The 14003-nt window shown below is 45.6% G+C and carries 11 protein-coding genes; 2 read left to right on the forward strand and 9 right to left on the reverse strand.

Annotation, left to right across the window (positions count from 1 at the left end; all coding sequences use genetic code 11):
• Both ACVA53_RS11115 and ACVA53_RS11120 read right to left on the reverse strand, forming a co-directional pair.
• A complete protein-coding gene (locus ACVA53_RS11115; RefSeq protein WP_446505130.1) occupies positions 1–489 on the reverse strand; it encodes a YhcH/YjgK/YiaL family protein in 489 nt (162 codons plus the stop codon).
• A gap of 150 nt (positions 490–639) precedes the next feature.
• Positions 640–2700 (reverse strand): glycoside hydrolase family 3 N-terminal domain-containing protein, encoded by a 2061-nt coding sequence (locus ACVA53_RS11120; protein ID WP_446505131.1) that lies wholly within the window; start codon positions 2698–2700, stop codon positions 640–642.
• Between the two features lie 274 nt (positions 2701–2974).
• On the opposite strand from ACVA53_RS11120, the gene ACVA53_RS11125 reads away from it, so the two are divergent.
• Positions 2975–3502: a GNAT family N-acetyltransferase gene (locus tag ACVA53_RS11125; RefSeq protein WP_446505132.1), complete on the forward strand. Its 528-nt coding sequence runs from the start codon at positions 2975–2977 to the stop codon at positions 3500–3502.
• Positions 3503–3510: 8 nt separating this feature from the next.
• On the opposite strand, the gene ACVA53_RS11130 is transcribed toward ACVA53_RS11125, so the two are convergent.
• Positions 3511–3942 (reverse strand): universal stress protein, encoded by a 432-nt coding sequence (locus ACVA53_RS11130; protein WP_255043792.1) that lies wholly within the window; start codon positions 3940–3942, stop codon positions 3511–3513.
• A gap of 207 nt (positions 3943–4149) precedes the next feature.
• Here ACVA53_RS11130 and ACVA53_RS11135 point away from each other — a divergent pair, with 207 nt between their 5' ends.
• The gene (locus ACVA53_RS11135) at positions 4150–4971 is read left to right on the forward strand and encodes a bestrophin-like domain (protein ID WP_446505133.1); all 822 of its coding nucleotides are present in this window, start codon (positions 4150–4152) and stop codon (positions 4969–4971) included.
• Positions 4972–4977: 6 nt separating this feature from the next.
• Here the strand turns inward: ACVA53_RS11135 and ACVA53_RS11140 are convergent, their stop codons facing one another.
• The 6 genes from ACVA53_RS11140 to prpC all read right to left on the reverse strand — a co-directional run bounded on the left by ACVA53_RS11140 (position 4978) and on the right by prpC (position 13874).
• A complete protein-coding gene (locus ACVA53_RS11140; protein ID WP_446505134.1) occupies positions 4978–5814 on the reverse strand; it encodes a (2Fe-2S)-binding protein in 837 nt (278 codons plus the stop codon).
• 484 nt (positions 5815–6298) lie between these two features.
• Positions 6299–6607: a hypothetical protein gene (locus ACVA53_RS11145; protein WP_255043789.1), complete on the reverse strand. Its 309-nt coding sequence runs from the start codon at positions 6605–6607 to the stop codon at positions 6299–6301.
• Between the two features lie 132 nt (positions 6608–6739).
• Positions 6740–8614: a propionyl-CoA synthetase gene (locus ACVA53_RS11150; RefSeq protein WP_255043788.1), complete on the reverse strand. Its 1875-nt coding sequence runs from the start codon at positions 8612–8614 to the stop codon at positions 6740–6742.
• Positions 8615–8812: 198 nt separating this feature from the next.
• Complete coding sequence (gene prpF, locus ACVA53_RS11155) at positions 8813–10024, reverse strand: 2-methylaconitate cis-trans isomerase PrpF (RefSeq protein WP_446505135.1); 1212 nt, start codon at positions 10022–10024, stop codon at positions 8813–8815.
• A gap of 9 nt (positions 10025–10033) precedes the next feature.
• Complete coding sequence (gene acnD, locus ACVA53_RS11160) at positions 10034–12619, reverse strand: Fe/S-dependent 2-methylisocitrate dehydratase AcnD (protein WP_446505136.1); 2586 nt, start codon at positions 12617–12619, stop codon at positions 10034–10036.
• Positions 12620–12698: 79 nt separating this feature from the next.
• Positions 12699–13874: a bifunctional 2-methylcitrate synthase/citrate synthase gene (prpC, locus tag ACVA53_RS11165; protein WP_446505137.1), complete on the reverse strand. Its 1176-nt coding sequence runs from the start codon at positions 13872–13874 to the stop codon at positions 12699–12701.
• Positions 13875–14003 lie beyond the last annotated feature (129 nt).

A 14003-nucleotide genomic window follows, 5' to 3' on the forward strand; every position in this document is an offset into this window, starting at 1 on the left:
TTAATCCTTATTTATCTTATACATACTAATAAAATCTTTATCAACTTTAACTACAGCTTTTTTTACTACTGCAGGTTTATCGACAGCAACCAAAGGACGGTGAGGCTGAAGAGTATCAAATATCACAAAGTCGCCTGATTGCAATATAATGAATTTTTCTTCAATAATATCTTCACTAAAGGCAACATCTTTTTCATCAAGAAAATCATCTTTAATTGATTTAAATGGGTGCTCACTGTAACCAAAGCACTCTTTGCCTTCCAGTATTATTTGAACATCCACGTATTTATCGTGAATTTCTGCTCTTGTCTCTTCAAAAAAATTAGTTTCACCCTCAACAATGAAGAAAAAAACATCTTCTCCAAGAACAGGATATGTACCTTCCATACTACATGCTTGAATTTTTCTTTTTACCAATTGGATGATTTCGACCAATTTAAGTGGGATATGACGATAGCTATCCAGAGAGCATAAATTACCTCTGTACACAGAAACCTCAAGCTATTGATTAGTAATTTAGTCATTATATACCATTTAAACCAATTGGTTGATCAATCATTATTAACTAGTAGACCAAGATCAAAAAAAGAGCCTGATTATATCAGGCTCCTTAAAATTAGAAACTAACGCTGTATTTTATTACTTGTAGCTCAGGCCATGTCCAAATGGATATAGCGTATCAGCCTCTTCATAACCAGGTACGTCAGATAATTGGTTAACAATAGCTTCTGCACTATTTGCTAATGCAAATGGCAATTTACCTTGAGGGTTAAATTCACCAGAAATGACATCTAATAGAGCAGCATCTGACACACCAAATGTAGCTAAGATAGCACCCGCATCTTTCATTCCACTTCTTTCGTCAAGTACAAACGGCTGGCGGAAGTTAATAGCAAGAATCGTATTTTCAGCACCGGCCTCACTCATTACATCTTTAATATCATCCAAGCTTGGTGAAATAGTCCAAGATTTAGCAGTAGCCATATCGCTGAACGCAAGGAAATCTAATTCATCAGGGTTAGCACCGCCAAATATTAAATGTCCATCTGCACCTTCATTCGTGACAAATACACGAATAAGTGCTTGAGCACCTGTTGGAACAGTCGGGCGAGCTTCACCATCTTCATAATCCCCAGGTGTCACTGAGTATCCAACAGCCTCGGCAGTTTCAATATCGACGCCCATTGTATATAATTCAACAGGTTTTTCACTTGAAGTAATCAAAGGTAACGCTGGGGTTGCGTCTGATCTTTCATTATGAAGTAGTACAACTGACTTACGCTGAGCATAATTCGCTCTTTCTTGATACTCTTCTTTACCTAGTGTTTCTTCTGCTATTGCAGGATCAACATAAGCATTTTCAAATAAACCTAGTTGGAATTGTTCTTTCAACAAACGTTGAACTGATTCATCAACACGCGACTCTGTGATTTGTTTATCTTCAACAAGTTCGACTATCATTGACCCATCTTGGAATCCAGATAAAACATCAGCTCCAGCATTGATAGTTAGTGCGACACGCTCAATTTCTGTTAGATGTTCAACCCCCCAAGGTGTCATTGAAGTAATACCAGTATCAGTATTCACGTAACCATCAAACTTCAAATCTTGTCGAAGAAGTTCTGTCACGATGCCTTTAGAAAAAGACATTCCTACATCATTAGGTTTCACATCTTGATCAACAGGGATGCCGTAATAAGGCATAATTGAACCAGCACCTGCCTCAATCGCAGCAATAAACGGCTTCAGGTGGTAGTCAAAATTATCGCCTGCATAGTTCTGATTTTTACCAAAATCATAATGTGGGTCACCACCATCTTCTTGAGGGCCACCGCCTGGGAAGTGTTTAATCGTCAAAGCAATACTATCTGAACCGACTTCGTCGCCTTGTAAACCAATTACCAACGAATGCATAATATCTGATGCTAAATCTGCATCTTCTGTAAATGTTTCATGCACTCGGTACCAACGTGGCTCCGTTGCTAAGTCCATCATGTAGCCATACATGCTCCGAAGACCAATCGATGACCATTCATCATTCATCATTCCAGAAAACTCAGCAATCAAGTCCATATCTCGAGTCGCAGCTAAACCAGCTTCTTTCGGCCATGCAGAAAAAGCTCCAGAACTAACGTTGATACCTGCTTTCGCTGTTGGATCAATATGGTTACGTGCATTCGATTTAAATAGAACCGGGATGCCGTTAGGGGTCAGTTCAGCCAAAAGCTGAATCGCATTCATATGCTTTGCAGCTTGCTTTGGCGTGATCTCTTGACCACTTCGACCTCCATCACCATCTGAAATAACAGGATTCTCAACAACAGGGTTTCGGAAGATGAAGCGATTCATATGTTGATTATTAATAAGATCAAGAGCTAAATCTTGTGGCATGCCACCAACATCAGAGTTGAGCGTATCGATCATCATCATACCGGCCTTCTCCTCAAGGCTCATGCGCTGAACTAAATCAGCTGCACGCTCTTCAGGAGATAAACGCCAATCCTCAAAAGGTTCAAGCGTACCGTTACCATTCGAATCTCGGAATTGGTAACCATCGATATCTAGAAGTTCATGAACTTGGGATTGGACTACCGGTTGAAGAAGATCATCTTTGCCATCACTGGAGCTAGAAGAAGAATTACAACCAGCAAGAATCAGTGCCACTGCTACGGGCGCTAGGGTAAAGAGTGCTTTTTTCATTATTTGCCTTTATATTTTTTGATACTGGAAACATGATTAATAGTACTCTTTCAAGCCAACTGGTTAACCAATTAACATCAATAAGTCGATCAAGATCAACCAGTTTATTATTTTGGTCTACCTTGATCACGATATGGTATTTACAAATAGAATCATTTACATTACTTGCTACGATGTCACAGAACCGACACGATATAACTGATACTGCAGAAGGAATTTATTGAAGTAATATCAATGTAGTAAATAATATTTACAGAGACAACAGGGAGGTTTCGTGATTACAGTCAAACCAGCTCAAGGCAAACATCAACTCGGTATTAGCCAGCTTCATGCTATAAGTTGGCAGTCTGTCTATGCCGGGTTGTTGGACGAAAAATACCTTTCTGAAGACGTTTTCCAGGAACGTGGCACTATTTGGGATCAACGGTTCAGCCAACCGAGTGAAAACCAGCGAATCTATGTCGCTGTAGAAAATGAAAACCTACTTGGCTTTATCTGTATTTACCTAGATCAGGATAGTGAGTTGGGCACATTAATTGAAAACCTTCACGTCGACAAAGAGATGAAAGGGAAAGGTATTGGAAAGGCTTTGCTGAAGCATGCCACCCGTATTATGCAGGAAGAAGCAAGCCATTCTGGCGCTTACCTTGAAGTATTGAAACAAAATATCAGTGCCAAACACTTTTATGACTACATGGGTGGCAAACCTATTCTATGTCAACAATGGCAAGCGCCAGAAGGCAGTCTTGTTGATGAGCTAGTCTATGGTTGGACATCAACAGCGCTTATTTTAGAACGCTAGTTGACGTATCAACGTTCAACTCGGATGAACAGCAGGTCACAAGGCATTTTTCTTAGTAGCGGCTCACTACTGGACATTGTCAATTGATGGAACCAGCTTGATTCATGGTGACCAAACACCAAAAGATCGACTTCAAACTCCTCTATGGCTTTGATGATTTGATCTTCTACATACCCGGCATAGAAAATATGTTTAAAAATTGGATAATCTGCTTCCTTCAACAATACCGCCATGTCTTGGACAGACTGGCTATGCACAGACTCGTCATACTCTGCCGGATTAAACTCTCTGACCCCTTCATATAATTCCGTAAAGTCAGGGTCTATGTGAATAACGCTCAACAAAGCTTGATGAGCTTTTGCTTGCTCAGCAGCTTTCATCACCAAGTATTTGGCATTCGCATCAAAGTTAACAGCTAATAAAACATGTTTATATTTCATTTGCTATCCCCTCGGGAGAACAGGTTGTAAGAACACTAAGAGTGTAGCTTATACAAAATTGAAGAAGACTTGCGCATCTAAGAATCGGGACGACCATGAGCCGCTATACTGTTATCCAGATGCCTGATGTATCACTGATTTCACCCTATCAGGCCAAGTACCGAGCGAATATGTTCATTTGGTTGAGTTTCTCTTCAAGGTTACTGTATGTATCAAGAGTCCTTCATCGATTCTCTGTCAATTTTTATCATCCTAGGGCTGATTTTTGGAGCCATTGCTCTGATGTTTGAGTTCGGATATCGCTTAGCTCTTCGCTTTCCATCCAACGAGTTCAGCCAATCTATTAGCCCTATGGCCACAGGGTTAGCCAGCCTACTCGCCTTCATTCTCGCCATCACTTTTAGTATGGCGGCGGCAAAATCAGGAGAACGAAAGCAACTGGTGCTGACTGAAGCCAATACGGTGGGCACTACCATCCTTCGTACCGGTCTACTGGCTGAACCTTATCGTTCTCGCAGCCGAGAGTTACTGCGTGAATATGTCACATTACGCGTCGTCGATTATGAAGAGGACCCAAAGCGGGTCATCAATAACATCATCAAAGAAAGCGAAGCTTTACAACTCAAATTATGGAACCAAGCCATTGACTCACATGGCAGCACTTCACCGGAGTTACTGTTGTTGTATATCAATTCACTCAATGAGGTGATTGATATCCACACCGATAGGGTGAATAAAGGAATGAGAGGAAGGATTCCCATTAGTATCTGGTTTACGCTGGGGCTACTGACATTCTTGACCATTGCGTTGAACGGTGTTCAAGTTGGTGCGCAAAACAAAGGAAGAGCGCTGGTTGCGGCCCTCCCCTTTGCTCTAGCGTTTTCCTTGGTGTTAACTTTAATCGTCGAGCTCGACAGGCCCATAAGAAGTATCATCGAGATTAGCCAACAACCCCTTGTGGATCTTCGTAACAGTTTGGACAAAGTGCTATATACCGATGATGTGGGACAACTAAAAATCAGTGAATAGGGGGTATTAAGCCGTTACTTTTGATTGATAAAGAGCAAGTTGTTCTGCAGGCTCACGTTGCTGGCAAGTGGCGCAATTTTTCTTGCCATCCAACTTATATTTCAGGCAGCAGGTTTCGCGACGAATATAGTAGATACCCACTTTTCCCTCGCTGGCTGCTTTCACGCTATTTAAATCGGCAAACTCAGGTAATATCCCTGCTAACCACGTATCTGCTTTTGGCTGTACAGACTCAATTAGCGCTCTATCAAAACCATGTTGAGTCAGCTTTTGGAAAACTAATCCCAACGCATAACCTATCGCCCCCCAAAACTGTGGGGTATTAACTTTTTGCGCTTTAAATTGAGGCGCAAGAACGCGACCGAGCTCTCGCAGAAAATGAGCTAGCTTCTCATCAAGTGCTTGCTCTGATTCAACGACTCGTGCCTGTTGGCTATGTGCTAGGGGATCATCGTCAAGGCAGTAAAAAGAACTACCTTTGGCAATACCAACTCGTTTTAACTTTCCATTCATCGCCACATCAAGGCTGATTTGCTCAAAGGTTAGCATGGGAACGCGATTAAACTTGAGCCTTAGGGCGGCCAAGCCTGAACACAGATGTGCAGTGAAGCTTTTCAACCACAAAGATGCACCTACAGCTTGTCGCGTATCGACATCTTGGCTGAATATCTGAATAGTTGTATCAATGTGTCTGTCTATCCATTCAGATAATGGCTGACCCACATCACCATATTGGAGTCGGAAGAAAGACTCACGCTGGAATAGCCAATCTAATTGAGATTCAAGGGTTGGTTGTGTCGGCTCTGCGAGCCAGAAAGGAGCCAATTGAGCTGATAAAGTCATCTTTAAGTCTACTTCGAGAACAACGTAGGCCGGTGAAAATATAATCAACCTAAAGCCTGTAAATTTATATTGGGATCGATTCTATCTTAACGGCATATAGGTTCAAGATGCTCATTCCCGTAAATAAATTGTTAATTTATGCCTTGACAGCATAGGAACCAGGGAGCATAAAGGTGACAGGGATCACGAAACTCCGGGTTTCATCAAACCGTAATACTGTAAAGCTTTAATTGGCAGACAGTTTTGTATATATTCACCTGCAACATCAGCACATTTTTGGGACGGATGTCACAGTATAGTGCTAATAATATCAAAAAATAATAGCAACGTTAGTTAAACGTGCACGGATCGCATAGGAACATTACTATGAGTAAGGATGCCAAATTGGTTAGGCAAAAACTGAAATCAGAAACACAATCTGCGCTAACTAAAGCGCGGATGGCGTTTTTAAAGGACTATCAAAAAGCCACTTAATGTGGCTTTTTTAATTCCCCATTGGTACAGCCATGCCACCCAGCACGACTTGTTTCATGTTCAGTGAAGTATTAGGCGTTGCGTGTGGCGCCATCATTGCATCATATCCATCAATGCTGTTTTGCGGCAATACCGGTTCAACTGGGTAAGATACCTTACTTTCGTTTTCCAGTGTCTCTTCAGGCGTGTTATCAAAGTGACTACTCACTTGATACGTTGGCACGTTGACGTAATCAGCCGTGTCATCATCAAAGATAGAAAGTTTATCAAGCGCAAGGGCGACAAGCGCAAACCCGATAATAATATAGTTGAAAGGCATAGCATCCTCCTTTTCGCAATGCACTGGTTCTATTGATAGTCCACAATCCAAACTTGATCAAGATCAAAAAACATCAAACCGTTAGGACTTTAACTTTCTAGCGTAAATAGGATGCTAGCCTCAGAGATCTTATTAACCCAGTGCCTTTTCTATCTCGCTGAGACTAGATGGGTCGTCAATCGTAGACGGCACCACATACTGCTCACCATCCGCAATTTGTCTTATAACTCGACGTAAGATCTTACCCGAACGCGTTTTGGGCAACCTGTCGACCACCAGCGCACGGTTAAAACAAGCAACCGCACCTATCTCATGCCTCACCTTTTGCAACAGCTCCTTTTCGATGACTCCGTCAGCGGAATAATAGCCGTCTTTCAACACCACCAGCCCCAAAGGTAACTGGCCTTTTAGCTCATCGTGAATACCGATGACTGCACACTCCGCAACCGCTTCATGGCCGCCGACGACCTCTTCCATTTCACCGGTTGATAATCGATGACCAGCAACGTTAATGACATCATCTATGCGCCCCATAACGAATAAATAGCCGTCTTCATCAATGTAGCCACCATCCCCAGACACATAATAACCAGGGAACTGGCTCAAATAACCCGATTGAAATCTGTCGTGGTTGCGCCAAACCGTCGGTAAACAACCCGGTGGTAATGGTCTTTTAATTGCGATGAATCCTTGCTGGTTGGCTGATTTTTCTTCGCCTAACTCATCCAGTACGACCACGCCATAGCCAGGGACAGGCATAGTCGCTGAGCCGGGTTTGATAGCAAAACTCTCAAGACCGACCGGATTGCTGGCAATCGCCCAACCCGTTTCCGTTTGCCACCAATGGTCAATAACCGGCCGGCCCGTTTTCTCTTGCACCCATTCAAGAGTTGGCGGATCTAACCGCTCGCCAGCCATATATATCGCTTTCAAACTCGTCATCGGATAGTCAACCAACAAGTTTCCATTCGGGTCTTCTTTTTTAATCGCTCGAAAGGCTGTCGGCGCGGAGAACAATACATTTACGCCATAATCATTACAGACTCGCCAAAACGCACCAGGATCCGGTGTTTTAACCGGTTTACCTTCAAACATTATGGTTGTGCAGCCGTGAATTAACGGGGCGTATACAATGTAAGAGTGACCGACGACCCACCCTACATCTGAAGCCGCCCAAAACACATCTCCCGGATCGACAGCGTAAATGGTCTCCATGCTGTATTTCATGGCAACGGCATGGCCGCCATTGTCCCTCACTACACCTTTGGGCTTACCTGTCGTCCCTGAGGTATACAAAATATAAAGCGGGTCGGTCGCCTTGACTGGCACACAAGGGTGCATTTCGGCTTTTTGCTTCAACGCTTGCCAGTCACAGTCCCTCGCTTCAGATAAATCAGCGCGGCATGCATTACGCTGAAAAACAACCACATGTTCAGGCTTCCAACGGCTATCCATAATGGCTTTATCAACCAATGGCTTGTAGGGGATGACCTTGCTGACTTCAATACCACAACTCGCGGTAAGAATAACTGTAGGCTCTGCATCTTCAATCCTGACTGCCAGCTCATTGGGGGCAAAACCACCAAACACGACAGAATGAATTGCACCAAGACGCGCACAGGCCAGCATTGCCATCGCTGCTTCCGGGATCATCGGCATATAAATCACGACCCTATCCCCTTTCGACACGCCCAATTCCGCCAACATACCCGCGGTCTTGGCAACTTGATCCCTTAACACTTGGTAGCTGTACTGTACTTTGGTGCCCGTTACGGGGGAGTCATAGATCAAGGCTGTTTGATCGCCCCTGCCCGCTTCGACATGCTGGTCCAACGCCAAGTAGCAGGTATTTAACTCGCCGTCGGCAAACCAGCGTTCAATGCCGTTTTCATCGTTACTTAATATGGTTTGTGGAGATCGGTACCACGGAAGTTTCAGAGCTTGCGCCCGCCAAAACTCTTGCGGTGCCGTTTGTGCCAACTGGTATTCTTTCTGGTATGCAGACATAGTGCTTCCTCAAGTTTACCCAGTGACTTCATATGGTCGTTCATCACGAAGATACAGTTCACTTTGAACCTGCATTTCACCTTGAAGTCATTGGGTATAAATCCTGGTATCGCTAATAAAAAGGCGTGTTATACCAACCTGGATAAGTAGTTGATCAAGTATTTATGTAGGTTGGTATTATTTAGGCTGACTTAAATGCTATTTGTCGAGAACTGCCGTGGGGACGCGGACAAAGCCCTCCATCAAAATGCGCGCACTGCGACTCATAATGACTTTCTCGACACTCCATCCCTGTTCCGACAATTTGGCCTGTGCACCTACCTTCAATGTTCCGGACGGATGACCGAACGTCACCGACTCTCTCTCTCCACCGCCTGCGGCCAAGTTCACCAACGTGCCCGGTACACAGGCAGCAGAAGCAATAGCGACGGCTGCTGTTCCCATCATGGCATGGTGAAGTTTGCCCATCGACAACGCACGTACCAATACATCAACATCACACCCAGCCACTTCTTTACCGCTCGATGACAGATATGTTTGAGGCTTGGAGACAAAAGCGACTTTCGGCGTATGCTGGCGGGTCTCAGCTTCTTCTAGACAAGTAATTAGCCCCATCTTCAATGCCCCATAAGCTCGGATGCGCTCGAACGTCGCCAATGCTTTTTCATCATTGTTGATGTCATCCTGCAGTTCGGTACCGATATAGCCCAGTGACTCAGCATGGATAAAAATTGTCGGGATCCCGGCATTGATCAAAGTGGCATTGAACATACCAACATCCGGTACTTCCAGATCATCGACCAGATTTCCCGTGGGAAACATTGAGCCACTACTATCCGCCGGATCCATGAAATCCACCTGTATTTCAGCCGCAGGGAAGGTCACACCGTCAAGCACGAATTCACCCGTTTCCTGTACAAAACCATTCACAACAGGTACGTGTATCACGATAGTTTTCTCAATATTGGCCTGCCAAACACGAACAGCAACGACACCGTTGTCAGGAATACGTTCTTTGGCAATCAAACCGGCATGAATCGCAAAAGGTCCTACCGCCGCAGATAAATTGCCACAGTTACCGCTCCAATCGACAAAAGGTTTATCAATCGAGACCTGGCCAAACAGATAATCGACATCGTGATCCGCTTTGCTGCTTTTCGATACAATGACGGTTTTGCTGGTGCTCGACGTGGCCCCGCCCATACCATCAATTTGTTTGGCATAAGGATCCGGACTACCGATAACCCGCAACAGTAATTGATCTCTGGCTTCGCCTGCCACTTGAGCGTCAGGTGGCAAATCGGCCAAATTAAAGAACACCCCTTTGCTAGTGCCACCACGCATATAAGTGGCCGGAATTTTCATTTGTGACTGTAATTGGGCTTGGTATGAGGAGTTTGATTTTGTCATGGTCCTCTCCTATTGAGCCAAGAAGTCTTGAGCAAAACGTTGTAATACACCACCAGCCTGATAAACCGACACTTCGTCAGCCGTATCAAGACGGCAGGTTACCGGTACATCAACTTTTTCACCGTTAGCACGAGTCACGACCAAGGCTAAATCTGCACCTGGCTGGATCTCTCCGACAACGTCGTACAACTCCGTTCCATCAAGCTCTAAAGTATTGCGGTCAACACCTGGCTTAAACTGCAACGGCAACACCCCCATACCCACTAGGTTTGTGCGGTGGATACGCTCAAACCCTTCGGCCACAATGGCTTCGACACCAGCAAGACGCACCCCTTTTGCCGCCCAGTCACGAGACGATCCCTGACCATAGTCTGCGCCGGCCACCACAATCAAAGGCTGCTTGCGGTTCATATAGGTTTCAATCGCTTCCCACATGCGAGTCACCTTGCCTTCCGGCTCGATCCGAGCCAAAGAGCCCTGCACCACCTCGCCATTTTCTTTAACCATTTCATTAAACAATTTCGGGTTGGCGAACGTCGCTCGCTGAGCGGTTAAGTGATCCCCACGATGTGTCGCATAAGAGTTAAAATCCTCTTCGGGCACGTCCATCTTGGCGAGGTATTCACCCGCGGCACTTGAGGCCAGAATGGCATTAGATGGAGATAAGTGGTCGGTGGTAATATTATCGCCCAATACCGCCAATGGACGCATACCCGACAAGGTGCGCTCACCAGCCAACGCCCCTTCCCAGTATGGCGGTCGACGAATGTAAGTACTCATAGGACGCCAGTCATACAGCGGGTTGCTATTACGTTGTTCGTCATTCAGTTTGAACATCTGGATGTAGACTTGATTGAATTGCTCTGGCTTAACATGCTGGCTGACAACCGCATCAATTTCTTCATCACTCGGCCACAAGTCATTAAGGTATATCGGGTTACCTTGGCTATCCGATCCAAGCGAATCTCGTTCAATATCAAAACGAATCGACCCCGCTAGCGCATAGGCAACCACCAGAGGCGGTGACGCCAAAAACGCTTGTTTAGCATAAGGGTGGATACGACCATCAAAGTTTCTGTTACCGGACAAGACAGCGGTTGAATAGAGATCACGCTCGATGATTTCCTGCTGAATAGCAGGGTCCAGAGCTCCGCTCATGCCGTTACAGGTGGTACAGGCGTAGCCTACAATACCGAAGCCCAGCTTTTCCATTTCAGTCAGCAATCCGGCTTCTTCCAAGTACAGCTTTGCCACTTTAGAGCCCGGCGCAAAGGAAGACTTCACCCAGGGTTTTCGTACCAAGCCCAATTCATTGGCTTTCTTGGCTAACAAACCGGCTGCGACAACGTTACGTGGGTTACTGGTGTTGGTACAAGATGTTATAGCCGCGATAATAACCGCGCCATCCGGCAGTTCGCCAGCCTTCTCTTCCCACTGACCAGAAATCCCACGTGAGGCAAGTTCGGATGTTGGTAAGCGACGGTGAGGGTTCGAGGGTCCAGCCATATTGCGTGACACTGAGGATAAATCGAATTCAAGTACACGTTCGTAGACGGCGCTATCGAGCGAGTCGGCCCATAAACCGGTTTGCTTGGCGTACTGCTCCACCAGTGCAACTTGCTGTTCGTCACGGCCAGTGAGCTTGAGGTAGTTAATGGTCTGCTCATCGATATAGAACATCCCCGCCGTTGCGCCATATTCTGGCGTCATATTTGAGATAGTTGCCCTATCGCCAATGGTGAGATCACGTGCCCCTTCGCCAAAAAATTCTAAGTAGCATGAAACAACACGCTCATTGCGAAGGAACTCGGTAATCGCCAACACGATATCTGTTGCGGTAATACCCGGTTGGCGTTTACCGGTCAGGTTAACACCGACAATATCCGGCAAGCGCATCATAGAAGGACGCCCCAGCATGACAGTCTCTGCCTCAAGCCCGCCGACACCAATGGCAATTACCCCCAAGGAATCGACATGCGGTGTATGGCTGTCGGTGCCGACACACGTATCCGGGTAGGCTATGCCATTCTTGGCCTGCACCACGGGCGACATTTTCTCCAGGTTGATCTGATGCATGATGCCGTTACCCGCGGGGATCACGCTAACGTTCTCAAAGGCAGTTTTACACCACTCGATAAAATGGAAGCGATCTTCGTTACGGCGCTCTTCGATTGCACGGTTCTTATCAAATGCCTCAGGATCAAAGCCTGCATGTTCAACCGCCAGAGAATGGTCGACAATCAATTGCGTTTCCACCACAGGGTTCACTTTTGCCGGGTCGCCACCTTGCAGCGCAATCGCATCCCGCAGCCCCGCTAAGTCGACTAAAGCTGTTTGCCCTAAAATATCATGGCAAACCACTCGTGCTGGATACCAGGGGAAATCAAGATCGCGCTTACGCTCGATGATTTGTTTCAAGCAATCTGTCAGCGAATCAGGCTCACAACGTCTGACCAATTGCTCAGCCAATACGCGTGACGTGTAAGGGAGGGTTTCATAAGCACCGGGCGATATATCATTGACGGCTTCTCGGGTATCGAAGAAATCAAGCCCGCTGCCAACAAGAGGCTTACGGTATTTGGTATTCATAGTCATAATCTACATCCGTGAATGTTCTGCTCGCAGACCTTGAGATGTCGAAGACATTGATTTATCCCAAGGTCTGATTTAAGCGTTAACTGCGCGCTTCAATCGGCAGCCAGTCCTGATGCTCCGGTCCTTCGTAATCCGCACTAGGCCGTATAATCCGGTTATTGGCGCGCTGCTCGTATACGTGGGCCGCCCAGCCAGTTACTCGGCTCATAACGAAAATTGGGGTGAACAGCTTGGTCGGTATCCCCATGAAGTGATAAGCCGAGGCATGGAAAAAGTCGGCATTACAAAATAATCCTTTCTCCCGCTTCATCACCTGTTCAACACGCTCAGATACCGCATACAGATGCGTATCACCAACATCGGTAGACAGTTTTTCCGACCATGCTTTAATTAAAGCATTGCGGGGATCAGATTCACGATAAATCGCGTGACCAAAGCCCATAATTTTGTCTTTGTTGGCTAGCATCTCCATGATTCCAGCTTCGGCTTCATCTGGTGTCTGCCACTGTTCGATCATTGCCATTGCAGCCTCGTTGGCACCACCGTGAAGGGGGCCACGCAAGCTACCGATAGCAGCCGTTATACAGGAGTGAAGATCAGACAGTGTTGAGGCACAAACACGGGCGGTAAATGTAGAGGCATTGAATTCGTGCTCGGCATACAGAACCAGCGAACAATGCATGACCTGCTTATGCAGCTCCGACGGCGATTTGTCTGTTAACATTTCGAGGAAATAGCCCCCAATGCTATCCTCACTGCCCTTAGCGGTATCAATACGCACACCGTCATGGCTATAGCGGTACCAATAGCAAATAATCGCCGGAAGCATCGCCAGCAGCTTGTCAGTTTTTTCATCTTGCTGAGAAAAATCCAGCTCCTGATCAATATTGCCAAGCATGGAGCAACCAGTTCGCATTACATCCATTGGATGGGCATCAGCAGGGATCGTTTCTAATACCAACTTTAATGCTTCAGGTAAGCCTCTAAACCCAATTAACGCTTGTTTGTATTGTTGTAGTTCTTGTTTATTCGGAAGTTTGCCTTTTAATAATAAATATGCGACTTCTTCAAACTCTGCGTTATTGGCTAAATCGGTAATGTCATAGCCACGATAAGTAAGCCCGGTACCCGATTGACCGACTGTACATAGTGCCGTGACACCCGCACTTTGCCCTCGCAACCCTGCACCACTAATGGCGCTATCTTTAGATTCTTTTCCGTCCTTCTTTACATCAGCTACGGCTATAGCAGTCATAGCAGACTCCTTATTTAGTTGAGTTCACGTATTGAATAATTTGAGTGTGCTCTTTTTAGGTAATTCTTTATTTCCATTCTTTTTATAGATAAAGAGGCGCCAAGAGATTATTCCACCCTGTCTCTATAT

Source organism: Photobacterium sp. DNB23_23_1 (assembly GCF_052873815.1).

Excerpts from the sequence above, each read along its gene's own strand:
- ACVA53_RS11120 (WP_446505131.1), bottom strand. The coding sequence starts at position 2,700 with ATGAAAAAAGCACTCTTTACCCTAGCGCCCGTAGCAGTGGCACTGATT.
- ACVA53_RS11130 (WP_255043792.1), bottom strand. The coding sequence starts at position 3,942 with ATGAAATATAAACATGTTTTATTAGCTGTTAACTTTGATGCGAATGCC.
- ACVA53_RS11135 (WP_446505133.1), top strand. The coding sequence starts at position 4,150 with ATGTATCAAGAGTCCTTCATCGATTCTCTGTCAATTTTTATCATCCTA.
- ACVA53_RS11140 (WP_446505134.1), bottom strand. The coding sequence starts at position 5,814 with ATGACTTTATCAGCTCAATTGGCTCCTTTCTGGCTCGCAGAGCCGACA.
- ACVA53_RS11145 (WP_255043789.1), bottom strand. The coding sequence starts at position 6,607 with ATGCCTTTCAACTATATTATTATCGGGTTTGCGCTTGTCGCCCTTGCG.
- ACVA53_RS11150 (WP_255043788.1), bottom strand. The coding sequence starts at position 8,614 with ATGTCTGCATACCAGAAAGAATACCAGTTGGCACAAACGGCACCGCAA.
- prpF (WP_446505135.1), bottom strand. The coding sequence starts at position 10,024 with ATGACAAAATCAAACTCCTCATACCAAGCCCAATTACAGTCACAAATG.
- acnD (WP_446505136.1), bottom strand. The coding sequence starts at position 12,619 with ATGACTATGAATACCAAATACCGTAAGCCTCTTGTTGGCAGCGGGCTT.
- prpC (WP_446505137.1), bottom strand. The coding sequence starts at position 13,874 with ATGACTGCTATAGCCGTAGCTGATGTAAAGAAGGACGGAAAAGAATCT.